This window comes from Slackia equolifaciens (assembly GCF_003725995.1).
Taxonomy (GTDB): Bacteria; Actinomycetota; Coriobacteriia; order Coriobacteriales; family Eggerthellaceae; genus Slackia; species Slackia equolifaciens.
In genome coordinates, this window is the sequence record NZ_QIBX01000004.1 from 1 (window position 1) to 25467 (window position 25467).

General features: G+C 59.1%; 17 protein-coding genes. 4 read left to right on the plus strand and 13 right to left on the minus strand.

All coding sequences use genetic code 11. The annotated features are described in order from the left end of the window. Positions 1–56: 56 nt before the first annotated feature. From DMP06_RS03620 to DMP06_RS03630, 3 genes are all read right to left on the minus strand, one after another. Positions 57–827 (minus strand): enoyl-CoA hydratase/isomerase family protein, encoded by a 771-nt coding sequence (locus DMP06_RS03620; protein ID WP_123208396.1) that lies wholly within the window; start codon positions 825–827, stop codon positions 57–59. 260 nt (positions 828–1087) lie between these two features. Then, the gene (locus DMP06_RS03625; protein WP_123208397.1) at positions 1088–3190 is read right to left on the minus strand and encodes an oxidoreductase; all 2103 of its coding nucleotides are present in this window, start codon (positions 3188–3190) and stop codon (positions 1088–1090) included. An 88-nt stretch (positions 3191–3278) separates the two neighbouring features. Then, entirely contained in the window at positions 3279–4544 is a 1266-nt protein-coding gene (locus DMP06_RS03630; RefSeq protein ID WP_123208398.1) for an MFS transporter, read from the minus strand. 304 nt (positions 4545–4848) lie between these two features. Between DMP06_RS03630 and DMP06_RS03635 the strand changes: the two genes are divergently transcribed. Then, complete coding sequence (locus DMP06_RS03635; protein ID WP_123208399.1) at positions 4849–5628, plus strand: Hsp70 family protein; 780 nt, start codon at positions 4849–4851, stop codon at positions 5626–5628. A gap of 231 nt (positions 5629–5859) precedes the next feature. Here the strand turns inward: DMP06_RS03635 and DMP06_RS03640 are convergent, their stop codons facing one another. Further along, positions 5860–7122, minus strand: coding sequence for an MFS transporter (locus DMP06_RS03640; RefSeq protein WP_123208400.1), 1263 nt, complete (start codon positions 7120–7122; stop codon positions 5860–5862). 202 nt (positions 7123–7324) lie between these two features. Here DMP06_RS03640 and DMP06_RS03645 point away from each other — a divergent pair, with 202 nt between their 5' ends. After that, a complete protein-coding gene (locus tag DMP06_RS03645; protein WP_123208401.1) occupies positions 7325–10321 on the plus strand; it encodes an AAA family ATPase in 2997 nt (998 codons plus the stop codon). Positions 10322–10514: 193 nt separating this feature from the next. On the opposite strand, the gene DMP06_RS03650 is transcribed toward DMP06_RS03645, so the two are convergent. From DMP06_RS03650 to DMP06_RS03660, 3 genes are all read right to left on the minus strand, one after another. Further along, a complete protein-coding gene (locus DMP06_RS03650; protein ID WP_123208402.1) occupies positions 10515–11798 on the minus strand; it encodes an MFS transporter in 1284 nt (427 codons plus the stop codon). 287 nt (positions 11799–12085) lie between these two features. Beyond that, on the minus strand, positions 12086–13330 hold the full coding sequence (locus DMP06_RS03655; RefSeq protein ID WP_123208403.1) for a CoA transferase: 1245 nt from the start codon (positions 13328–13330) through the stop codon (positions 12086–12088). A gap of 224 nt (positions 13331–13554) precedes the next feature. After that, positions 13555–14796, minus strand: coding sequence for a CoA transferase (locus tag DMP06_RS03660; protein WP_220092535.1), 1242 nt, complete (start codon positions 14794–14796; stop codon positions 13555–13557). A gap of 172 nt (positions 14797–14968) precedes the next feature. Here DMP06_RS03660 and DMP06_RS03665 point away from each other — a divergent pair, with 172 nt between their 5' ends. Then, positions 14969–16204, plus strand: coding sequence for a CaiB/BaiF CoA transferase family protein (locus DMP06_RS03665; protein ID WP_123208404.1), 1236 nt, complete (start codon positions 14969–14971; stop codon positions 16202–16204). Positions 16205–16326: 122 nt separating this feature from the next. Here the strand turns inward: DMP06_RS03665 and DMP06_RS03670 are convergent, their stop codons facing one another. Then, positions 16327–16881: a nuclear transport factor 2 family protein gene (locus DMP06_RS03670; protein ID WP_123208405.1), complete on the minus strand. Its 555-nt coding sequence runs from the start codon at positions 16879–16881 to the stop codon at positions 16327–16329. Positions 16882–17474: 593 nt separating this feature from the next. Further along, the gene (locus tag DMP06_RS03675) at positions 17475–18953 is read right to left on the minus strand and encodes a response regulator transcription factor (RefSeq protein WP_123208406.1); all 1479 of its coding nucleotides are present in this window, start codon (positions 18951–18953) and stop codon (positions 17475–17477) included. Positions 18954–19121: 168 nt separating this feature from the next. Between DMP06_RS03675 and DMP06_RS03680 the strand changes: the two genes are divergently transcribed. Next, positions 19122–20738, plus strand: a complete 1617-nt coding sequence (locus DMP06_RS03680; protein WP_161957804.1) for an FAD-dependent oxidoreductase — start codon at positions 19122–19124, stop codon at positions 20736–20738. A 151-nt stretch (positions 20739–20889) separates the two neighbouring features. On the opposite strand, the gene DMP06_RS03685 is transcribed toward DMP06_RS03680, so the two are convergent. The 4 genes from DMP06_RS03685 to DMP06_RS03700 all read right to left on the minus strand — a co-directional run bounded on the left by DMP06_RS03685 (position 20890) and on the right by DMP06_RS03700 (position 25452). Further along, on the minus strand, positions 20890–22125 hold the full coding sequence (locus DMP06_RS03685) for a phenylacetate--CoA ligase family protein (protein WP_123208408.1): 1236 nt from the start codon (positions 22123–22125) through the stop codon (positions 20890–20892). 405 nt (positions 22126–22530) lie between these two features. Then, positions 22531–23409 carry a dimethyl sulfoxide reductase anchor subunit family protein gene (locus DMP06_RS03690; protein WP_245962356.1) on the minus strand — a complete coding sequence of 293 codons (879 nt, stop codon included), beginning with the start codon at positions 23407–23409 and terminating at the stop codon, positions 22531–22533. Positions 23410–23973: 564 nt separating this feature from the next. Then, positions 23974–24831 (minus strand): dimethyl sulfoxide reductase anchor subunit family protein, encoded by an 858-nt coding sequence (locus DMP06_RS03695; protein WP_123208409.1) that lies wholly within the window; start codon positions 24829–24831, stop codon positions 23974–23976. Continuing rightward, entirely contained in the window at positions 24832–25452 is a 621-nt protein-coding gene (locus tag DMP06_RS03700; RefSeq protein WP_123208410.1) for a DMSO/selenate family reductase complex B subunit, read from the minus strand. Positions 25453–25467: the final 15 nt, after the last annotated feature.

A 25467-nucleotide genomic window follows, 5' to 3' on the forward strand; every position in this document is an offset into this window, starting at 1 on the left:
GCGCATGCACTGGCCCGCCTCCCTCCCAAGCGGAGCGAGGCGGGCCAGTGCATGCGCTATCGTGCGAATTTCTCCATGGTCTTGGCGTACGCCGTCGTGGTGGTGCAGAACGGGGAGGCTGTCTGCTCATTGTTCATAGATGCCTGCAGGTTCCAGTCCGCCAGGCCGTTGAACATACACTTGGCCACCTGGATGGAGGCGTCGGGCATGTCGGCCAGGCGTCGGGCAAGCTCCATCGTAGTGGCCTCGAGGTCCTCCGAAGCGCACACGCGGTTAGCGATTCCCAAATCGAAAAGCTTTTGGCCGCTGAGGCGATCGCCCAAAAACACGATCTCCTTCGCGCGCTGGGCGCCCACCAGTTCGGGCAAGAACTTCACCACACCCATTTCGGGAGCGATGCCGATCTGGCAGAATGCGGGAATGATTTGCGCATTCTCGGAGATGCACACCATGTCACTCGCCAGCATGAGGGCGAAGCCCCCGCCCACGGCATAGCCGTCCACCATGGCGATAACCGGCTTGGCAATCGAGCGAATCGCCCAGGTGGCCTGGCAATACTTCCGGTACGTCTTGCGGGCGCGCTCGGGTGTGTTCTCCTCGGGCGAGGACTGGCTCAGGTCGCCGCCGCTGGTAAAGCAGCTGCCCGACCCGCGCAGAACCACCGCGCGCACATCATCATCGGCATCAGCCGCATAGAGGCAATCCGTAAGGATTTCCATCATGCGGGCGTTGATGGCGTTTTTCTTTTTAGGCTGGTTCAGGTAGATGACGGCAACCCCGTCGCCCGCCTTCTCCATGTACACAACGTCGTGTTCAGCTTCGGTCATTCTTCAACCTTTCAGGGCTCACGTTCGAGCCAATCGACATTCGTTCGCACGACGAACAGCGAGGGTGAATCTGGCGAGTTCGGTAGGCCCGCCTCGCTGCGGTCGCGCCAAAGTCAGCGAGCGAGCGTCCGGTGCCCCAGATTGGCCTGAACAAGGAGCGCCGCGTACTGCGTACGCAAGCGATGTGTGAAGGCCAAGATGGGGTGTCCGACGCCCGCGCAGCGTCGAATGGTGCACCGGTCGGAAGGCCGGCGCAACCCCTAGATAGCGCAACCCGCCACGTAGCCCGCCTTGGTGGCATCGGCAATGCGATGTGGCTCGTCGGCATCGCCAACCAGGTACACCTCGTCGCAGACGCCCTTGAGCGATTCGGCCAACGCATGGTTGGGCTTGAAGCCCAAGGTGACGGCGACGGTCTTGGCAGGAATGAAGATTTCCTTCTTGTTGCCCTCCCTGTCGGACTGAATGGCCTTCACGCCGCTCTCGGTGATTTCGGTCACCTTGGTAAGCGGGTAGGTGGTCACGTTGGGAGCCTTCTTGAAGTCGTTGTTCATGCCGAAGCGCTCAGACGCGCTCACGTCATAGCCGATCTTCTTGCCCTCTTCGATAATCGCGGTGGTGCGGCCCGTTTCCATGCACAGATGCCCAAACTCGCAACCGGGCAGGCCGCCGCCGATGATGGCGACGTTCTTGCTGATGGGCCAGCTCAAAGAGCCCGTCGCCTTGCGGGCGAATTCGGGGGTGTAGTGCATCTTGAGCACCGTGGTGGCGCCCCACCACATGAAGTTGTTGAACGCGCCCTTGGCCTTGGGCTTGTGGCCGTTCAGCATCTCCAGGAAGTTGTGCGACTGGATGACGTTCTTGCCGTCGGCGCCGGGAACGTCCAGGCCCCGCACATCGCCGCCCACGGCGACCACCACGGCATCGGGCTTGGCGGCCTTGACCACGGAGGCGTCAACCGGGGTCTTCAGGTGCACGTTGATAGCGGGGTGCGATTCGATCAGATGATTCATATAGTCAAGGTAGCGCTCATGATAGGGGCTGAAGATGGAGCTCATCTTCACGCAGCCGCCCAGACGCGGGCCCGCCTCGTACAGATCAACCTGATGCCCGCGTTCGCATGCCGCCACGGCGGCGTTGATGCCTGCCGGACCGCTGCCGATGACCATGACCTTCTTCTTTTTGGCGGCCTTGGGGTACATCTCGTGATCGAGCTCGGGACCGAAGTGCGGGTTCACGCCGCAGTACACCAGCGGCTTGCCGCCAGAAACCACGTCGTCGATGCAGCGGCAGCACACGATGCACTTGCGCATGTCGGCGGTGCGGTCCTCCATGACCTTGCGGGGCAGGTCGGGGTCGGCGATGCTGTAGCGCAGGCCGGCGATGGCATCGCACTTGCCGTCTTTAAGGTTCTGCTCCATAACGGTGGGGTCGGTATTACGATAGCCCTGGGCAACCGGCTTTTTGGCCACGCTCTTGATCTGCTCGGCAATCCACATCCAGTGGCCGTCTTCGATGCGCTTGGTGGTCAGAGGCACGCTGGTCTCATGCCAACCCACAGCAAGATCGTGCAGGTCGAGGCCCGCTTCCTCAAGGATGGGAACGATCTGCTTGGCCTCTTCGATATCCAGGCCCTCGCCCGCGTCGGTCTTGATGAAGTCCACAGGCGACCAGCGAACCACAATGGGGTAGTCGGGGCCTACGACCTCGCGCACGCCCTGCAGCACCTCCACCGTCAAACGGCAGCGATTCTCGAGGCTTCCGCCGTACTGGTCGGTGCGGTTGTTGGTGGCCTTGGACATGAATCGGCTCATGATGCCGCCCACGCCCGCCATGACCTCGATGGCGTCGAAGCCGGCCTCTTTGCACACGCGCGCCGCGTTGAAATACTCGCGCTTGAACTCCTCGATCTGCTCGATGGTCATGGCGCGGAAGCCGCCCATGAATTTAAGCACGGCGATATCGGTGGGGCCATAGGGGCCTTCGCACTCGTCGGACTCGAATTTCCAGTCATGCACAGCGTAAATCTGCGCGCAAATCTTGCCGTCATGCTTGTGCACGGGGCCGACCATCATTTCCTTCAGGTTGGGGATGCACTCGTCGCCATAGCATGAAGGCAGCGGATGCAGATGGATACCGCCTTCCCCAATGTCAGAGTTGCGCTTCCACGGGCAGACGGTCTGAATGATCAGGCCCGTCTTGCCGGCGGCGCGCTCCTCAAGATAGTTAGCCAGGCGCTGGGTGGCCTTGCCGTTTTCCGCATAGCCCTCGCCCGGCGACATGGACGTGGTGATCATGCGGTTCTGCAGGGTGACGCCGTTGACCTTCAGCGGCGAGCCGAGGATGGGATACTGCGTGCTCATCGTGTGCATTCTCCTTCTCTTGACGGTTGATTCCTCTATCGAAAGCCCCTCTTATATGTTCAAGGCGGTTTCTACGGACATGCTGCGGCTACCTCCCCGCCCAGGTGGCACGCGATATGCGCAGCGTGATGGGCACGAGGGCGATGGCGATTGCATACATTGCGATGACCACGACGAAGCACAGGTCGTACGATCCCGTGATGTCGTAGATCATTCCGTAGACGACGAATGAAACGGCGGTAAATACGAATATACCGGTGGATACCCAGGAGTAGATCTGCGAGTAGTTGCGCGACCCGAACGCCGCGCGGGCGAGCATGGGTGCCACCACGGTGAGGGCGGCATAACCGAATCCGAAAACCCCCATGCCGATGTAGAACAGCATGACATTGGAACCGGCCATCCAGGCGAGAATCAGACCAAACGCACCCGTCACGGCGGCAATGACACCCGTAACACCCGCACCAACACGGTCGTTGAGCCAGCCCAGGAAAAACTTTGCCACGGTACCGCCCACCATTACGATGGATACGGCAACGGCACCTGCCGAAGCCCCGAGCTCGCCGTGGGCGCAAAACGCGGGAATCTGTTGGAAGAACGCCGCGCACATCACGAAGATGCCCGCCACCAACACGAGCAGGTACAGGCCGGGGCATTTGATCGCGTCTTCCACCGAAGCGCCTGCCTCGGATTCCATCGCGCGACCCTCATGAGCGTCGCCCACTTCGTTGAGCGGATCGGCGCCGTAGGGCAAAAGACCCATGGATTCGGGGCTCTTGCGAACGAAAAACACCGTGAGCACCACCGACGCCACCGTGGTGACGATGGACAGCACGGCGCGAGCGGTCTGCCAGCCATAGGCGTCGATGAGCGACTGGCCCACCGGGCTTGCCACGGCGGCAAGGATAGAAAGAGAGGCGGCGGTGATGGAGATCGCAAAGCCGTTGCGCTTTACGAACCAGCTGTTCACCAACACAGGGGCCGCCAAGTACATGAAGAAGCCTGCGGTGATGCCGAACACCACGCCGTAGAGGTTCCACTGCCAGAGTTCGGTGGCATACGCGCTGGCGAGAGAGGCGAGGCCGAAAGCCGCAGAGACGACGGCGAGAATCCAACGCGGGTTATACTTCTCAAGCAGCTTGCCGGCGATGGGCGCCGTTATGGCGGACACGATGGGCTGGATGGTGCGGTACATCGTGGTGTCGGTCTGGCTCCAGCCGAACTGATCCATGACCGGGGCCACGAAGATGCCCGACGTGTTGGCGATGATGCCCGTGGGTATGGAGTAGAAGCCGATGCAGCCGATCAGCACAAGCCACGCCCATACCGACCCGCTCTTGACCCTGCCTAGCAATTCGGCCCCCTTTCGGCATTTACCACTTGCTCATTCCCTCTTTCCCTTAAGCAAATAGCGTGCCAGAATATTTTCAGGGTCATGCTCCCAAGGAAGTCGCCGCTGCCATGTTTATGAACGCAGCGGCCTCAAGCCCGATTAATCGGGCAGGCACCGTCATGGGAGGCGCGCAATGCTGCAAGCGGCTACATAGCGGAAACGCCAATTAACATATTGCTCAGTGCCATCATGCCCTCCAGAACGGGCATGCATTTTGCTATATCTATTTGCATAGAGAATCGGAACCGGAAACGCAAGGAGCCTCATGGCAAAGAAGAAAAAGAAGCCCCAGTTCAAAGCGCCCGAAGGCGAATTCGAGCGCCTGAGCGAAGTGAACTCCGTGCAAATACCGCTCGCCTGCGAAGATGGAAAGCTTCCGCTCGATATAGGCATAGAACTGCCCGATGGGCGCATGCAGGCGTTGGTCAAACGCGGGGAGAGTATCCCGTTCTGGCATAGCGAGGTGTATTCCACCGCGATAGCCTATCAAACCGCTGTGGAGGCGCACTTCCTCATAGGAAACCGGCCCCTCGCTAAGGACAACAAGACGCTCGGACGCATACGCCTGCGCGATATCCGCTGGTCAAATCAGGGCATTCCCATGATTGACATGCTGGTGGGCATGGATGCGCAAGGCATGCTCTCGCTGGGATCCAACAACCTTGACCGCAAGAAGGACAAGGGAGCCGTGATGGAGCAAAGCGGCCCCATCGATACCGACGAAGTGAACGCGCTTCTCGCCGATGCCCAAGCGCACGAAGAGGAGGACGAAGAATGGCGCGCTTATCTGAAGGAGACCGACGACGCGCGCGTGTTCATCAATGAACTCGCCGATATCTACGTGGTTGCGAAGAAAAAGATGGGGTTCGCTCAGAAATACGCCCACAACAAAGTGGTCAACCGTGTATGCAAAGCGCTTAACTCCCCTGTAAAAAAGATGGATGAAAAATCGATTGCGCAGTTCCGTGAAGACATGGAGACGCTGCGGACCAATCTTCCCAAGCTCCATCAGCTGCGCGCCTCGGTCATGAGCTGGTACAGATAACCGGCGCAGGGAGCGCATTCGCCAGCTCCAGCCCTCAAGACGTAAGCGACCCGCACCCCGGGTCGCTTTTTTGATGCACGTCCTAAGCAGCTTTATACACATTCCGGCAGCCCGCCACATTGAATCCGCCAAAAAGAAAAAGGACTGGAAGCCTTTGCATCCAGTCCCTCCGTTGGCATTCAATGCGCGCCGAATGGGCGCTTTTGCGGAGCCCCAGCCCGCAACGGGCACTTACTTGCTCTTGTTCTTCCAGAGAACGTTGGCGCGCCTGATGGTGAACGGAATCAAGATGGCAGCGATCACATAGAGCGCGATAGCGACCACGAAGCACAGGTCATAGCTGCCGGTGTTATCGTAGATCAGGCCGTACACCGTAAACGAAATGGCGGTCGAGATGAAGATACCGGTGGACACCCAGGAGTAGATCTGCGAGTAGTTGCGCGGACCGAACGACGCACGGGCGAGCATGGGCGCGATAACCGTCAAGCCCGCATACCCAAAGCCGAAGATGACCATGCCGGCATAGAACACCATCACGTTGGAACCCGCGACCCATGCCAGAACCAGCCCGATTGCGCCGCCGAGCGTAGCAATGAGGCCCGTCCAGGTGATGCCGATCTTGTCGTTTAAGGCACCCAGCAAAAGCTTGCCCACGATGCCACCCACCATGATGATGGAAACGGCCGTAGCGCCCACGCCGGCGCCCAGCGCGCCATGCGAGCAGAACGCTGGGATCTGCTGGAAAAACGCCGCGCACATGCAAAAGATTCCTGCCACCAGAATGAGGGTGTACAGAGCGGGCGACTTCTTTGCCTGCTCCATAGTGGCGCCGTCCTGCTCCATTGCCGAGATGTCCTCTCCCTCCTCGTACACCTGGTCAGCGCCGAAGGGGAGCACGCCCATGACCGAAGGGCTCTTACGAACGAAGGCGACGGTCAGGACGACGGAAAGCACCGTGGTGAAGATGGAAAGCGCCGCACGAGCGGTCTGCCAGCCATAGGCGTCGATGAGCCCCTGCCCCACCGGACTTGCCACGGCGGCAAGAAGCGAAAGCGTGGCGGCGGCGATAGAGACCGCTATGCCGGAACCCTTCTTGAACCAGATGTTGATAAGCACGGGAGCCGCCAGGTACATGAAGAAGCCTGCGGTGATGCCGAACACCACGCCGTAGAGGTTCCACTGCCAGAGTTCGGTGGCATACGCGCTGGCGAGAGAGGCGAGGCCGAAAGCCGCAGAGACGACGGCGAGAATCCAACGCGGGTTATACTTCTCAAGCAGCTTGCCGGCGATGGGCGCCGTTATGGCGGACACGATGGGCTGGATGGTGCGGTACATCGTGGTGTCGGTCTGGCTCCAGCCGAACTGATCCATGACCGGGGCCACGAAGATGCCCGACGTGTTGGCGATGATGCCCGTGGGTATGGAGTAGAAGCCGATGCAGCCGATCAGCACAAGCCACGCCCATGCCGACCCGCTCAGTTTATTTGCCGTCATGTTGTCCCTTTCTGCGGCAGTTCAATAAAGCCGTTCCACTCTAGAACCGGTCTGTTAACAAACGCTTCACGTTTACGACGGCAATAAAGCCCAATTCGAGCTGAAAAGCGGGCAATTTCTTCTTTGTTTCCCTCCGTGGAGCTATTTTGTTAGCTTTTTGTTAATATAGTCTCCGTCTTGTTAACGTTTGGGAGAGGGAACCGTGACACAAGAGCGCGTGCGCATAGAGCTCCTAGGGGAGCCACGCATCCTCGTGGGCGAACAGATGGCGTCCATTCCCCGCACGCGCGTGAGGGCCCTCGCCTACTATCTGGCCGCCACCGGCAAACCCGTACCTCGCGCCACGCTTTCGTGGCTCTTCTGGCCCGACAGTACAACCGATTCCGCGTCGCGCGCGCTGAGCATCCACCTGTCATACCTTCGCTCTGCCCTGCCTCAGGGCTCGCTTATCACTTCACGCACCGCCGTGGGGCTTGCCCCGCACTGCTCAACCGATATCGCCGATTTTGAACTCCTTTCGGCATCTGGCTCCGACAAGGACGCGCTTGCCGCCTTTGCACTGTTCCGCGGAGCGTTTTTGGAGGGATTCGCGCTCAAGGGCGCACACCCCTTCGATCAATGGGTCGAAGCCCAGCAGACGCGCTGGACCGCGCGCTTCGCTGCGTCATCCTGCCGCGCAGCATCCATCCTGACGGCCCGCGGAGAGGCGCAAAGCGCACTTGAAATCCTCGACACCGCCGCACAGGCCGACCCGCTCAATGAAGAAATCTACCGTCGACGCATGCGCATCATGGCTCAAAGCGGCATGCGTGCGCAGGTTGGCGCGCTCTACCAAGGCCTCGTCGAGCGTCTTAACGAGGCGCTCGGCATTCCGCCCTCGCAGGAAACCGTGGCGTGTTACCAGGAAATCATCGGTTCGAACGACGACTTCACGGCGTCGGTGCGGGCAACGGGCCAGCAGTTTATCGGCAGTGAAGACGATATGCCCTTCATCGGACGCGAGGAACAGCTGAAAGGAGCGCTCGAAGGCGCGCAAGGGAGGCTCGTACTGGTTCAAGGGCAAGCCGGCATTGGCAAAACGCGGTTCCTGTCGGAGCTCGCCAAGGCAAACGGCATGGCTTCCCTCACGATCGCCCTGTCCCAGCAAGGCAAAAGCGTGCCGTTCTCGTCCGTCGCCGCCATCGTGCGCGCCATAGCTGCGGCCTTTGACTGGGCGAAGCTTTCAGCCCTACTTGAGGAGCAGATGCCGGCCGATATCTGGGCGACGCTGTGCTGCCTCGCCCCCGACCTCAGCTCGCACAACCGTAGCTCGTCTGCCGCATTCGCACTCACTGCACTCCAGGTGGCAGAGGCGTTCTCGCGTCTGATAGAGGCAGCCGCGGAACGAAGTCCCCTGCGCATCTTGATAGATGACTTCCACAACGTCGATGCCTCGTCGCTTTCGGTGTTCCGATCGGTGCCCACACACCTCGAGGCCGGGCGCGCCCAGTTCGTAGTCGCGCTTTCGCCCGCACTCATGAATTCGGACGCGGCGTCCTTTTTCAACGGCCTGCAAAAAGCCGATCTCTTGCGCGTCATACGTCTCGAACGGCTCAGCGATTCTCAAATGATGGAAGTGCTGCTGTTCTATTTCCCCGATATAGACGCAACCACGGCCAACCGGCTGGTGGAGCTTGCGGATGGCAATCCTTATTGGATGCGCGCAATCGTGCGGGGCCTCGATTCGGGCTACACCGAATTCTCGGGCAAAAACTCACTTGAGAGCCTGTTTGATTTCATCCTGCGCCCTTTGAGCCCCGAGGCCCTCACCATGGCGGAAAAGCTCGCCGTAATGGAGGAACCCTGCGAGTTCCGCCTGTTCGGGCGTATGTGCCACGGCAGCTCTCCGCAGGATGTACTGCTTGAGCTTTCCACTGCGGGCATCACCGCGCTCGATCACGCAAATCATGTGGGATTCCTGCACACCCAGATGCGCAACCATATCTTCGATCGCCTTTCGCGCGAGCCCCAGCGCCTCGCCACCGCTCACTTGCGCGTGGCGCAAGGCATGGAGGAGCTGTACGGGGAAAGCCCCGCCAACGCTCAAGATATAGCCATCACGAATCATTACCTCAAAAGCACGCACCCCGAGACCTGCGCTCCGTTTGCCGCAAAAGCGGGAGACTACCTGCTGCAGGTCGACGATGTAGATGGCGCGATCCATCATTTCAAGCTTGCGGTGCGCTACCTTGAGGGGTCGCGCAAGCTTGACTGCGCGATGATGCTGTACATGAACATGACGCATCGAGGGCAGCTGTATGAGGCCGACCTGTACGTGCAAGAAGCGATAACGGTAGCCCGAGGGCAGCAGCGCCAAGACTACGCACTGGCCTTCGAGGCGGCGCGCAGCCTTGTTGTGCTTCCTGAATTCAAAGAGGTCCAGGCAGGCGTCATACCGTGCTATCGGCGAGACATCAGCCCTCGCATTATCGAGGCGCTTGACGCGGCCGAAAACGAGGCGCTCTCCCACAATGCAAGCGTGCTGCTAGTGAACTACATTCTGGGATTCAAGTCCTCCTACTACATGATCAGAGGAGACCTCGATCGATCAAAGGACTGCCTCAACCGGCTCATAGGACGCAATCTCTGGTACCGCGGCGGCACCGAGTCGAGCACCAACATGCTGCTGCAGTATTCGGCCATCGTCACCCTTATAGCCATCATGAACTGGTTTCCCGATGAGCGCATATACGGAGTCATCCAGCTTGAAGAGGAGATATTCCGCGAGACGCCCATCAACAGCTTCTCGGCAACATCGTCGGGCGTAAAGGCATTGCTTACCAACATACGCGGCGACTACGCCGAAGGGGAACGCCTGATGGATACCGCCATCGCCGAGCTGCGTAAGACCGACAACCGCATCTCGCTTGCGAGCACGCTGGTCACGCAGGCAATGCTGGTACATCGTCACGCGCCGGGAAAGGCGTATGCCGCCAACCTAGAGGCTTACCAAATAGCGCAGGAAGGACAGGCGCGCTACACGCTTGTGCGCGCACTCATAGGCCTGGTGGTCTCAAGCCCCTACAAGCAAGAAGCGATCACGTTTCTGGAGGAGCTGCGCGAGCTTGCGGGAGCCATCGGGGACGAGTCCCTGTACACCAAGGTGGCCCGCGTGGCCTCCAAGATCAAGGACAAGCGCAATCGAGCTAGCTCCGCTTGACGATTCCGCTTAAAAAAATTCCCTCCCTCCGCAACGGGAGAGAGGGAATCTATCGGAGGACTGTGTTGCAGCCTCGTATCGTGCGGCCGAGTTTGCAGCCTCGGCCGCACCGATAACGCATGTCGTCGCGCTCAGAAGCACCGTTGCGCTTGGGCGCATGGGCGCCTCTTTGCACTCATACGATCCTTTTCGCTTAGGCGTTCTTGGCCCACAGCTTGCGGCCCATGGGAACGATGACCATGGACATGAGGATAACCAGAGCGTAGAAGACGATCATGACGACCATGGCAGCCTGGTAGCCACCGGTGAGGTCGAACAGGGTCGCGTACATCAGAGCGGCGAAGCCGGAGAGAACGTTCAGACCGGTAGCGACGATCGAGTAGATGTTCGCATAGTCCTTCTGGCCGAACGCCTGACGGCAAGCCATGGGCGGAACGATGTTCAGTGCGGAGTAGCCCAGACCGAACAGAGCAGCGCCGACGTAGAACATCATGACGGAGCCGCCGGAGAACATGATGACAGCAGCGCCAGCCAGGCCGCACACACCGGCGGTGATGCCGGAGATGCGAGCGCCGAAGTGGTCAGCGATCCAGCCGAGGCCGAACTTGCCGACGATGGAGGCGTACATGATGACGGACACGGCCATAGCGCCGATAGCGGCACCGTTCTCACCGAACAGCGGGTTGACGGCGGCGTAGCGAGCAGCCTGCTGGTTGAAGGAAGCAGACAGCACGAACAGACCGGCCATCAGAACGAGCATCCACAGAGCGGGGGACTTCATGGCGTCCTTCTGCATGCAGCCCTCGTCCGGACCGACTTCCCACTTGGAAGCGGCGGTCTGCTTGGCCTCGGTAGCCTCGCCATAACCCCAAGGCAGAACGCCCATCTTCTCGGGGGATTCGCGGAGCAGCAGCAGCGTGCCGCCGGCGGAGATGATGGTCACAGCGATGCCCAGGACGATACGGGTCTGCTGCCAACCCCACTCGGCGATCCAGCCGCCGATGATGGGGGACATGATGGCGCCGAGCAGCGACACGAACACGCCGATGACGCCGATGATGGTGCCGTTGTTCTTAGCGAACCAGCGGTTGACCATCGTCGGGGTGGCGATGTACATCCAGAACGCAGCGGACGCGCCGTAGAGCACGCCGTAGATGTGCCACTGGATGGGCGAGGTGAACCAGGCGCAGGCCAGAGACGAGAGGCCGAACACGAGGGCGGCGATCGTCATGACGATGCGGGGGTTGTACTTGGACAGCAGCTTGCCGGCGAACGGCGTGCACACTGCAGCAACCCAGGGCTGGATGGACATGTACAGCGAAGCCTCGGTCTGAGACCAGCCGAACTCATTGATGACAGGCGTCAGGAACAAACCGGCGTGGTTTGCCATGAGGCCCAGCGGGACAGCGTAGAAGCACACGCAGGCAATGGCTACTGCCCAGGCGTAATTGCTGCCCTTAGCATTGGTGGTTCCCATTTTTCACTCCTTGTCTCTCTTGCCGGAGATGCTTCCACCTCCGTCGGCCGCCCCTGAAGGCCGCCGTCGGACGAGGAAGCTTTGAGACCTTTACGGGCACAAGCCCGTCCCCAGTCTCGCACGCGCCCCCTGCAAAGGGCGCGCTATTCCACAAGCAAAAACCATGCCAAAGCAGCTTGCTGCAACAGGCTCCGAAGGCACTCCTTTTGCCTAATGGCAGGTAGATGGGGAGACGGACGGCTCCGTCTCCCCGTTCGGCAGGCGTTACGCCCGTCTCAAAACTCGGGTTATTCGCCCTTCTTCAGGACGCCCTTCTCGTACAGAGCGGCGACTTCCTCGGGGGTGTAGCCGAGCTCTTCCATGATGTCGGCGGTATCGGCATCGTACTTCGCGCCGCCGCGGACGATTTGACCGGGATGCTTGGCGAACTTCGGGAAGAGGTTCACCTGCTTCACATCGGCGTCGGTGATCTCGTCGTGGCACTCGATGAACACCTCGCGCGCCTGATAATGAGGATCCTTCAGCATGCGCTCATAGGTCATATGCGGAGACACGGGCACGCCCATGGAGGTGAACTGCTCGTTGACCTCGTCCACGGTGTGGGTCAGGCAGTACTCGTCCAGCGCGGCGCGGAACTTCGCGGCGCGGGCGGGCAGAGGATCATTGATGTCCTTGCAGCCAGGGGCGCGGGTGATGGAAGGATAGGTGCCCAGGGGCTGGAAGTCGGGGTCGTCGGCGAAGCCGAAGAACTCGACCAGCTTGCGCACGGGGCCGTTGCCGCCCACGGCGACCTGGACGTAGCCGTCCTTGCACTTCTGGGAGCCGGCGCAGGCGCCCACGAAGTCCTCATTGCCGATGGGGGTGGGCTGGATGCCGTGGTTGATGCCGTCGGAGAGCGTAGCGCCCTGGACGCGCACCAGGGACTCGAACTGCGTGCAGTCGATGGAGTCGCCCTCGCCCGTCTCGCGAGCGCGGATGACGGCGGCCAGCGTGGCCCATGCGCCCATGAGGCCGGTCATGTAGTCGCCGGTGAAGGGCTTGGTGACCGACGGAGGGGTGCCCGGGAAGCCGTTCAGGCTAGCGTAGCCGGAGAACGCCTGTCCGATGGGGTCGAAGGAGGCCTTCTTCACATAGGCGGGATCGCCCGTCTGGCCGAAGCCGGAGATATGAAGGATGACGAGCGCGGGGTTGTGCTCCCACAGCACCTCATCGGTGATTCCCCACTTCTTCCAGGTGCCGCCCTTGGAGGACTCGACCAGCACGTCGGCGTCCTTGACGAGGCGGAACAGCACCTCTTTGCCCTCGTCGGTAGGGATGTTCAGCGTCATCATGCGCTGGTTGCGGCGCTCTGCCGACCATGCGTCGCCGTACATGCGGTACATGTCGGGAGCGATCACGCTCTCCAGCTCGATGACGTCAGCGCCCTGCTCGGCGAAAAGGCCGCACACAAACGGACCGGCGATGACCGATGCCGCATTGATGACCTTGAGGCTCTGCAGATTGCCGAACTTGGGCATATCAGCTGCTTTCATATACAACCTCCTTGACTCTACCGGCTCCTCGATTGCTTCAGCATGGGAGTCCACTGAACCTCTAAGCAACAAACGTGCCAAATTTGGAGATTTGATTCAGATTGAAAATCGCTCGCTTTTCGATGCCGGCGAATGAACAGCATGCGCCGTTCGGGGCAAGTTGTTCACAGCCTCTTCACATGTGTCGCACCCAAGAACCGCTCGGCTAGCGAAGGCGCGACCGGCTATTCCGCGAACGATTCCTCGTAAGAGCGCTGCCCCAGCATGCGATCCTCATACATGCGGGCGATACGTTCATCGCTGAAGCCCAGCTCCTCAAGGATGTCCTCGTTGTCTTGACCGATGCACGGGGCTCCGCGCCAGATCATGCCGGGGTTGTTCTTAAGCTCAGGCACTACCTTCACGCCAGGAAGCTCGGTTTTGCCATCCGTGGCAGTCCAGCGAGCCACCACGCCGCGCGCCTGGTACTGCGGGTCGCGCGCCGCATCGGCGTACCCCATCAGACGCGAGCACGGCACGCCGTTGTTGGCCAGAATGTCCTCCACCTCTTCCGCGGTGTGCTGAGCCAAAAACGTCGCAAACGCCTCCTCCGCGACATCGGCCGCATGCGAGCCGTAGGGAATGATGCCCTCCCCTTCGGGGAAAAGCTCGCTGCCATATTCCAGTCCGATAAGCGGAAGCCCCGCTTTCAGCACGCCGGGGCCCAGGAACAGCACGTACACTTCCTCCCCGTCTTTGCAGGTGTACGTCCCGTACAGCGCGCATATCAGGCTGTGGTTGCCTTCTTTCACATACTCCTCGCCGAAGCGCCAGCCGTTGATGGCATACTGCGACTGCATGCGCATAAGAGCCTCGAACTGCGCGACGTCTATGCTCTCGCCTTTTCCGGTTTCCTGCCGCTTGAGCAGCGCTGCCGCCGTCATGCCAAAAGCATAGAATGCGGCGGAGTAGTCTCCCGGGAACACCATCGCCGGCGCAGAGGGCTGGCCCGCCAGACCGTTCATGCGCATCACGCAGCCAAAGGCCTGCGCGATGGGATCGTAGCTGGCACGCTTGACGTATTCGGGCACGCCCGTCTGGCCGAAGCCTGAAATGTGGGCAATCACCAGGCGCGGATTGACCTCCCACAAAACCTCATCGCCCAGGCCGTACTTCTCAAAGCGGCCGCCGACAGATGCCTCGATGAGCACATCCGTGGTTTTCAGCAGTTCCAAAAACGCCTCGCGCCCCTCTCCTTTGAGGTAGTTCATCGCGAGGCTGCGCATGTTTCGCCGGTCCTGCTGGGTGCTGCCGGCATGGCATGAGAAACGCCCCATATCGGGTACCGTAGGGTTCTCTATCCAAATCACGTCGGCTCCGTGCTCGGCGTATAGCTCTCCCGCAAATGGGCCCGCCACCGAAAGGCCGATCATCACCACGCGATAGCCGGACAAAAGCCCGAACTGAGGTATCTCCTGGGTCTTCACGTCTTGTTCCTCCGAGTTCTCGTATGCGTTGCTTATCCCAGAAGATGGCTTGCAAAATTCATGCCCGGCGATGCTCGGCACGCTTTTTGCTTTTGAACCCATGAAAGCGGCGGGAGAGCGTCCTCGCAAAAGGCGCCCCGCCGAAAACGCGAGAACGAAAGGTGTGATACGCATGGCAGAAGAATTTGCCCCCTTCGGCCCCCTGCAGGGCGTGAAGGTGCTTAATCTTTCGCAGGCGATTGCCGGTCCGTTCGCCTGCGCAATGCTGGGCGACCTTGGAGCCGACGTGATCGGCATTGAGAACCCCAAGGGACGCGATACCTCACGCCCCAACCCGGCGCTCGGCGGCTGGGGCACCCAGATGGACCGCCGCAACTCGCGCTCCCTGTGCATGGACGTGCGCAAGGGCCGCGGACGTGAGCTTTTCTTCCAGCTGCTCAAAGAAGCCGATATGCTGGTCGAGGGCTTCCGCGGCGGGCAGATGGAGAAATGGGATATGTCCGACGAGACGCTGTGGGAGGTCAATCCGCGTCTGGTAATCGTTCACATCTCTGGCTTCGGCCAGACGGGCGTGCCCGAATACGTCACACGCGCCAGCTTCGACGGCATCGGCCAGGCATTCTCCGGCTACATGGAGATGAACGGATTCCCCGACCGCCTGCCCATTCCCGCGTTCCCGCAACCTTCCGATTATTTCACGGGCCTGTTCGGCATTGTGGGCGGATTGGCGGCGCTCAACCGCGCCAAGGAAACCGGCAAGGGCGAGAGCGTGGATATCGCCCAATACGAGGCCATGATCCGCTGCTCCGGCTTCTATGTAATGAACTACCTGAACACCGGCGGGCTACCGGTGCGCGAAGGTTCGCACTCCACGAGTTCGGCAGGCTACGGCGCGTATACCTGCAAAGACGGCGTGCCGCTGTACATCCTCATCCTGGGCGCCGGCGTGGTGCGCAACGCGCTTAAGGCGCTCGACATCGACATCAACCAGGAGCCGTTCTATGACGGCATGGGCCTGTGCGCCATGGGTACTCCTGCCGGCGATATTTTGGAGGAGAAGCTGGCGGCGTTTTTCGCTGAACACACCGGCGCCGAAGCCGAGAAGATTCTGCTGGATGCCGGCGTTCCCTGCAGCCGCATCTACACCTTCGCCGATTGCGACGCCGATCCGCATTACCAGGCGCGCGAAACCTTCACCACCTGGAAGAACGCTTATGACGACGGCGAGATCCGCGGCGTGAACGTGATTCCCAAGCTCAAGAACAACCCCGGCAAAATCAGCCGCGGCATGCCGCTGGTGGGTCAGCACAACGAAGAGATCCTGCACAGCCTGGGCGTGAGCGACGACGAAATCGCCGCGCTGTATGAGGCCGGCACTATTCGTCAGGAGAAGACGCCCATCGGCTAAGAGCATCCCGTATTCATGAGCCCTGAGCACTTAACGCTGCCGCTCCGATTCGTATCGGGCGGCAGCTTTTTCTTGCGTGCCGCATTGCAGCCCGATCCCCGCATTGCAGCCGAGCCCTGCATTTATTCAAACACCGTCGGCGGCCAAGGGCGACCGAACTGTTCACATGCGCGACCCCCGGGGTACGGCACGCTCGAACTGTCGAGCTGCCCCGCAAAATGAATGCTCAACGCGGAGAGACGCCACTCGCCGTCCTCTTCTTTGAGCGCCTTCGCCTCGTAGAACCCGAATGAGTAGCAGTCGGGGTCCGCTTCATCGAGATACGAATCCCATGCGTAGAATGCAGCATGCACCACTGCGCAATCGGGCGATTCAAACAGAACCTGTTGGCTTCCCACCAAATGCAAAGAGCTCTTCATGGCGGAAAGCAGACGGCGATAGAGTTTATGGATGCGCTCCGACCCAACAACGGGTTGGAGATTGGGCCCGCAGATGCACCCATCTGGCAAAAACGCCGCCGCCACACCTGCGGCATCCTGCGTGTCCACGCACCGCGCATAGTGCGCCAACAGCTCTTCTATGCGAATCCGATCTTCCAGACGGGCGATCCGCTCCGCAGCGCCATCAATGGCCCCCTCATTAACCGACGTCATACGGCCATCGCTCACTATTTTCATTTCTCTCGTGCCCCCTAATTGCAACCAAGGCGCCTTTCAGCCTGACGCGTGCCTTAGAGACCGCTGTTTCAGCGGCCTCGTCGAGTTATAAGTCACGATTCGCTCCTGCAAAATATGTGCCACCGCGCATGACAAAACCCACGGTTGCGCAGGGGGGCGTTGCCCCCGCAGAACCTTATCCGCTCGAAATGCACGACTTGACTTGAAACCTTTATCGCTCACTCGAGCATGGCATGTTTACCCTTGGGCACATCGAATCTCGTCTATTTTGCGTTTCCGCGAAGGCTTATCATAATATGGAGAGATTTCGTCTGCCTAGGCGCAAGGACGCCGAAACAAGTGTAGCTCCACAGCCAAGCAATCAAGCAGGCGAAGTAAAAGCGACATCAAAGCGCGGAACCGGCATCTCTCGCTCTACCCGCAAATACGAATGCCTCTAGCAACTGACCGACAATTATTATTGCCCTGTTAAATCCGCACTCAATTAATCGCCCCATCTGTTCACCCCCACCCTGCGCAATCGTTTCCGGGCAAACCTGTTACCCAATTTACCTTTGCGGCAACTCAGTATGAGCGCAGCAGTCTGGCTACGGTCAAAACCGATCCCCCTTCTCTTTCGATGCCACACGAGACATATCGAGCGCAGCTCGCTCGGACACCTCCTCGAAAAGATCTATCAGCTGTTGCTGCGAATTAACCCCGGCTTTTCTATAGATGTGGGAGATGTGAGTTCTCGCCGTTGGCTCTGACACCACCAAATCACGAGCGATATAGCTCGCTGTTCTGCCACGAGCCAAAAGGGCAAGAACGTCGCGTTCTCGCTTCGTCAGAGCTATGCTTTCCGCGAATAAGGCGCAAGCCTCTTCAAATGTAACTCTTGCCGCATCATCAGAACAGGATGCACGCTGCTTTTCAACACCCCTGAATGACAGGAACAATGTCGTGCTGCTCACCCCAAGCAACGCGATAAACGCAATGGCAACGATGAAAGTACCGAGCCAAGGGATTGATGACGTAAACCCAGTAGTTCCCCACACCCCTATGAACCAGCCAACTTTGTAAGAAATCAAACCGCCGACAATAATTAGAAGAGAATCGGCCGAGGGAGCTTTCCACACAGCAACCCAAGCAAACAGCAGGATCACGGAGTAAGCAGAATCGAACAAAAGAATGGAGAAGGCCATTCCAATACCATCGAAAACACTCGACAGATAGAGCGCTCCCAACGCAACAGGAAACACAATAGCCTGGCCAGCAAAATACAGTGATGACGGTGACGCAAACTTTGCCGCCATAGCGACAACCACCGCAGGAATCATAAGGCCGAATCCAGACGAAAGCTGAAGAAGGGCAGACACCAGCATGCCATCCTGAGCGGGCCTCCATTGGGAGTAAGCCCCCATGAGCACCACGCTCACGAGAAACACCGCCAGAAAATGCATTGCCTTGGCCTTTTCTCCCTTGGCATCCGAATTGGAGGAGATATCCCCAAAGCTACCTTTTGACCCCATAGGTTGCAATGACCTAGAGCGAATGAAAAAACCCGTCATAAGCAAAGGGGCCACGACAAGAACAAGGCGGCCAGCAATTGAATCAATGAATACCAACACCATTTGCACCATGCCAGCTATAGCTAGCCCCCACGATATCACCTCGACACCCTCGCTCCACCCGAACCTAACAGCATGTAACATGCATATGGCCAGTGAAACCAAAGACAGCTCCGTCAAAACGTAAGAAAGATATGACGCCCACAACGGCATTTCTATACCCAAAGAAACAGCAAATCTTAACGATAGCCCTATAGACTGCAAAACTGATAGCAACACCATGCCATCATTTTCATCGCAAAAAAACGATCGCACCGATGCGTTTTTGTTCAAAGAAAGAAGCAGCGCACATGTGACCACTAGAATTATCGCCAGAAGAAGCGGAGTCTTCTGTTCGAATTGCCATAAAGCCATATAGCGCACTGCTTCTTTCGACACAATGCAAAATGAGAGCGCAAGACAGGCGTACATCCAACTACTTGGCCTCACAGGCATCCCGGAGGAAATTGAATTATTGGACATCGCAGCCCTCCCCAGAAATAAATATCAACTAGAGAAGAGTATACAAAAGGCCCCCATGAAGAAAATCATCGCGAGAAGATGATGCTTTCGGAAATCCGCGCAAATACGCTTCGATTAGCCAAGCAATGGCAAGTCCGTCTAAGCAACATCAGCACAAGGGAGGAAAACATGACCACCCCCATGAACGTTTCTCGTAGAAACTTTCTTGTAGGAGCAGGAACTCTGGCCGCAATAGGAACAGCTGCTGGGCTCATGAGCTGCACGCCAAGCTCGTCCGTTGAGGAGGCATCCGAACAATCCAATACGGGAACCGCGCTGAAAAACGCGGAGGAAACCAAAGAGTGTGACATCCTTGTCGTTGGCCTCGGCGCATCCGGCCTCATGGCCGCATACGGAGCGGCAAGCAAGGGGGCAAACGTTATCGCAATCGATACTGCCAGCGACATGTCGGGTGTAACAAATGTCAGAACTTCGGGAGCATGGTGTGTCGGCTCGAGTCTCCAGAAGGCGTCCTCGGGCGATCAGCTCACCATCCAAGAAGCCATGGACCACATCAATGATGGCACGAATTATCAAAGTAATCAAAAAACTCTTCGGGCGATTTTTGGAGCATCCGGCCGCGCCATAGACATTCTCGTCGATAACGGCATGGATTTCCGCACCGATTTTGACGTAACCGGCGATGCCGCAAACATTTCAACCAGGGGAGTACATTGGTACAACCTTACCGGTACCGATCGTGCGGCTGTTTTCCAGAATGTCGTTGATGGAGCAGGTGTCGAATGCCTATTCGGCACAACTGCTGAAAACATTATTCTTGAAGACGGGAAAATTACTGGTATACAGTGCGACCAGGGCGGTACCGTACTCGACATCAAAGCTAAAGCAGTGATTATGTGCTCGGGTGGTTTCCTTGGCAACGAGCAAATGGTAGCAGAGAAATTTGCAGGTGCAAAAATCGTCGTTATGGGCAACGAAGCGTGCGTTGGAACAGGAATTAATATGTCCATTGCAGCAGGAGCACAAATTGGTAAATGTTTCAGCATCTCAATGAATGAATATGGTGGCGCAAACGATCTTGCTACCCCGACCTATGCTTTCCGTCCGGGCACCGGAAGCAACGACGCCATGCGGCTCACCGTATTTGGCACCCTTATGGTTGACGCCGAAGGTGATCGCTTCATTAATGAGGGGTTTGTTTGTGAACGGTGCATGTTCGCCGCTGAGCCCTTTGTCCGCGAGAAATATCACTATGCCATCGCCGACAGTGCACTTATGTCCAGATACGCCAGCGAACCCGCTAGCAACTTCTTTGGGGACGAACGTATGAAGTCGATGTTTGCCGAAACGGTGATGAGCGACATCCTTGACCAGTTCGACAAAGCGGTTAACGAAGGCTGGGCCTTCAAGGCAGATACAATTGCCGAACTCGCCGAGCATTTCGGTCTCACCAATCTAGAGCAGACCGTCTCCGACTACAACACCGCCTGTGAAGCCGGCGTGGATGAGACATTCTTCAAAGATGCCAAGTACCTCAATCCCATTGAGAAAGGGCCTTTCTATATCGTGCAGTCCCAGCCCGCGGGATGGCTTTCCCTCGGCGGAATCAAAACCAATGCAAACTGTCAGGCGCTCGATGCCGACGGAAAGCCCATCGAGGGTCTTTACGTTGCCGGAGTAGATGCCGACCTCTTCACCTCGCCCTACTATCAGATGGCTTCAGCGAATGGGTTCTGCCTCGCCAGCGGTCTGATTGCCGGCGAGTCCGCAAGCGCGAGCATTTGATACATTCATTCGATTCAATACCCCTCCAATGAAAAGCCCCTATAGGGGCTTTTCATTGGAGGGTCGCATTAGCTAAACACGAAAACATCTTTGCAGAACAAGCAGCAAAGACACTAGAGCCTTTCGAATCAGCCCCAGACTCTCCTGAGGCTTAGTAGCGGCTGTCGAAGATGCGCTGGGTTTTCTTCTCGGAGCGCGGCAGCTCGCCCATGGGAACGGCAACGGCATCGGGCGTGCAGCCGATCTTCGCCTTGAAGATCATCGCCAGCTCCTGCTCGCACTTCTCCTTGGCCTCGCCCTCGAGCGGCGTCTCAAACAGCACGGTGAGGATGTCCTTGCCGCTGATGTTTTCGATCATCACCTGGTATTCGGAGCTTGCGCCGTCAGTGATGGCCAGCACTTCCTCCACCTGCGCGGGGAACATGTTGCAGCCCTTTACCTTGAACATGTCGTCGGTTCGACCGGTAAGCGTGTCGATGCGCGGATGCTCAAGCCCGCAGGCGCACGTGCCCGGAATGATGCGCGTGAGGTCGTGCGTGCGGTAGCGGATAAGCGGCGCGCCCTGCTTGCGCAGCGTGGTGATTACGAGCTCGCCCACCTCGCCATCGGGCAGCACCTCGCCGGTCTTGGGATCCACGATCTCGATGTAGAGATAGTCGCTCCAAATATGCATGCCGTTATGCTCGCTGCACGAGATGCCGATACCGGGGCCGTAGATTTCGGTCAGACCGTAGATGTCGAAGATCTCGATGCCCAGCTCGTTGGCGATGCGCGAGCGCATCTTCTCGCCCCAGCGCTCGCTGCCGATGACGCCCTTGCGCAGGCTGAGCTGGTCGCGCAGGCCGCGCTCGGTGATGACCTCGGCGAGCAGCAGCGCGTAAGAGCTCGTGGCGGTGATGACCGTGCTCTTGAGGTCTTGCATCATCTTGAGCTGTTTTTCGGTATTGCCCGGCCCCATGGGAATGGCCATCGCGCCCAGCCGTTCGCACCCCAGCTGAAAGCCGATGCCCGCGGTCCACAGGCCGTACCCCGGCGTGATCTGAATGCGGTCGAGGGGCGTGATGCCGGCGGTGCGGTAGCAGCGGGCGAACATATCGGCCCAGTCGGACACATCCTGCGCGGTGTAGGGGATGATGACCGGCGTGCCGGTGGTGCCGCTGGACGAATGGATGCGCACCACCTCCTCATCGGGCACGGCCTGGATTCCCAGCGGGTACGCTTCGCGCAAGTCGGCCTTTTCAGAGAAGGGCAGTTTTTCGAAATCGGCCTGGGTTTGCACGTCGGCCAGGTCGATGTCGGCGAATTTTCGCGCATAGAACGGCGAGCGGTCCTTCAGGGTTGCGAACTCTTTTTTGATCAAGTCGAATTGTGCGTCGGTAAGCTGCATGGAAGTTCCTTTCGGCGGGGGCCAGGGGCTGACCCATCAATAATGCAGAGAGCAGAGCGCTTATCGGTGTCGCAGCGGCAGAGATATGACAAAACGAAAGAAGCGCGGCTGCGATATGCGCGAGCGAGAGGCGCTTCAAGCATCGACGAAAGACGACGGGCAAAACGCCCACCGCTTCGTAGAGCTTGAAGCTAAAGCCATCGACCTGCCGCGCCCATGCGCACGGCTGAAAACGGAGAAACGCCCCCATGAGAAAATGCCCCGCTGTGGCGGGTTTCAGGACTAACGAACATGTTGACGCGATTCATCATGACACTATTGTACGCTAAAGCGCGCTAGCACGGCAACGCGATTCGGTTAAACGCACGTCAATTTGCGAGAGGCCTATACGCCCATAACAGAGACCTATACGCCCAAGCCAACGGTCATGTGCATCATATAGAAGCCGAATCGTACGACAAAAAGCCCCAGATAGAACAACGCACTCGCCACGCCGAAACGCCACCCGGGCGGCATCGCGCCGCGCCACAGAGGAACCGCCACAAAAAGTACGCCAATGCCTGCGACCAGGGCATACGAGGCGATCATCGCCCCATAGAACGGCACCAGCTCGACAGCCGACCCGTACCCGTTCGCCACATGGGGCAACGCGGCGTTTTGCGCCACGAGGCAGATGACGTTAAGCACGAGCGCCGTCAAAGCGATGGCGGCCAGGATTTTGCTCAGGCGCGTATGCATACACACCGCCCGAGCGATACGCAGGCCGAACATGCCCAAAAGCGGTCCGCCCGCCAGCGCCGAAAGCATTACATTGGCGGGAACATAAGGCGTATGCCACGTAACTATCGTGCCCACGTCATAGGCAAGCGCAATGCCCGCAATGCACGCCGCTCCTGCGACTACTATGAGCGCACACCAAACGCGATGCACTCGTGGGCGATCCTTCTCGCTGAACGAAAAAAGCCAGTAAAGCCCGCATACCGCAAGAAAAACGACAGCGGAAAACACCTCGTTCGACAGAGGCGATCGGCCTACGCCCAAAAAGACATAGAGGGCATTCGAGGGATTGCCCAGATGCGTGGCAGAAGCCACGAGCCCCACCATCGATACCACCAGAGGAATGGCAATGGCATGGGAAATGCGGCTGCGCGCCTCAAACGCAAGGGGGCGCGACGCGATGACGCCCGCCATGATCATGCAGGCGAGCACGGCAGGCGGCGCCAGCGTGGTAAACAGCACCAGCGTGATTTCGCCCAACGCCGTGTTGAAGCCGAACTGCAGCATACCGCCCTCCCCTCGTAAGCGCACATTTCAGAATTGGGTCAATTATTTTCGGTTTTCTACCGTCTGGCACGTGCAACGCTATCAAAACCCTCGCCTCTTGCGCCTAGACGACCCAAAAAAGACCCGAAATCGACGCGAGAGGAGCAGGGCAGAGCAATCGAACGGTAGAAAACCGAAAATATTTGTCCGGTTTTCCGGATTCGCATGCAATAACGCAGACGGTGCGTTGCCTATCGACGTCGCAATCCCGTTTGCGAGACGCGGACAACTGCCCCGCATCGCTATCCGCGTCCCATCGCCAGAAAAAACGAGTCCCTCAACAGAGCTATAGGAACCCCAAATTTTAAGCGAGATGATCGGGCGGGCACCCTTCCCACGTTCAAACGGGCGAGGCAGCGAATGCCCATCTGAAGCCCAAGCGGGCGAGGCGACAAGCGCCCCACCCGCTTAGATTTCTTTTGGCGGCATCTGGCTCGCAATGCCCGCACCAGTTCAACCGGATAATCCGTCGGCCTTCGATGGGACGAAAGGAGATTCGCTCCCATCAGGCGCACGACCTACGCCTTACAGCCCTACCGACATCTGGCAGGCGTAGAAGGCAAGACGCACCAGCAGCTGCGCCGCGATCGCCAGCACGGCGCCAACCAGCGCCATGGGCGCGGAGGACTTTCCGAAGCTGGCGGCGCCCAGGCAGGCCACGGCCACGATACCCAGCACCAGCGCACCCATCAGGTACGGCACAGCGGGTGCGAGCAAGTCGGCGCCGGCTACGATGCCGCTTACCAGACCCGCAACGTACTCGGCGTGGCCGAACGCCGCAACTGCGGCGGCAACAAAGCCCACCAGGCCGAGCATGAACATCACCGAGCGAGCGGTGTGGGCGCCTTCGAAGTTGTCGGCCTTCGCGAGCGCCAGCACGCCGGAGCCCAAAAGCGCTCCGCCCAAAAGCGCCGCACCCAGAATCTCGATAGAGGTCAGAGGCGTGTTCCAAGAAACGATAGTGCCCATCATGTAGGCCATGCCGGTAAACACGGCAAACACTACGGCGAGCACGGCGACCACTACGGCAAAGCCCTTACGCGCGCCCTCGCCCAGCTTGCCGAGCAGGCCGAGAATCCAGAACACAAGCGCCGCGATTACGAAAATCGAGCCCACGGCAATCTCGTTGGACAGCGGCGAGCGGCCAATGCCCGCAAGCACGGAGGGCGCATTGAGAGGCGAGGCCAGATGGAAGAACGACGCCGCAAAGCCCACGAGCAGCACCACCACGGGGATGGTCGTCATCTTGAAAGTTGCACGGCTCTGTTCCTCGGTCATGCTGCCCGCGCAAAACGCCGCGGCCAGCGCGATGAACGCTCCGGCGCCGATGGGCGCCAGGGTGGTGAACAATGCCAGAGGCATCTCAGCGAAAGCGGCTTCCATTTACAACACCTCCAGAGGGTTGGCAACCTCGCCGTCGCGGCTTTCCGCCGGGCGGGCATCGTCGCATGCCTTGATGAACAGGCACGGATTGGTGTAGGACGCGTCAGGCAGCGGCGCGATGTTGGCCTGCTCGCCCTTTTTCTGCATATCCTCGATCGGACCGAAATCCAACGCGCGAAGCGGGCACGATTCCACGCAGATGGGGCGCTTGCCCTGGGCAACGCGGTCGGCGCATCCGTCGCATTTGACGGAATGTCCCAGGCTGCGATCGACCGTGGGCACGTTGTACGGGCACGCCATATGGCAGTAGCCGCAACCTACGCACACGTCAGCGTTCACGCTCACCAGACCGGTCTCGGCGTCTTTATGCATGGCGCCAGTGGGGCACACCTGAACGCATGCCGGATTCTGGCAGTGCTGGCAGCCCAGAGACACGTGGTACACGAACGACGTCGCCTGGCAGGTGCCGTCCTCGAACTGGGTGAAGCCGCCGCCCTCGTAGTCATACACCTTGCGATAAGCGATATCGGCCGAAAGGTCCTTGTAGTCTTTGCACGCCATCTCGCAGGTCCGGCAACCGGTGCAGCGAGTGGAGTCGAAATAGAACGCGTATTGAGTCATCGTATCCTCCCCTCA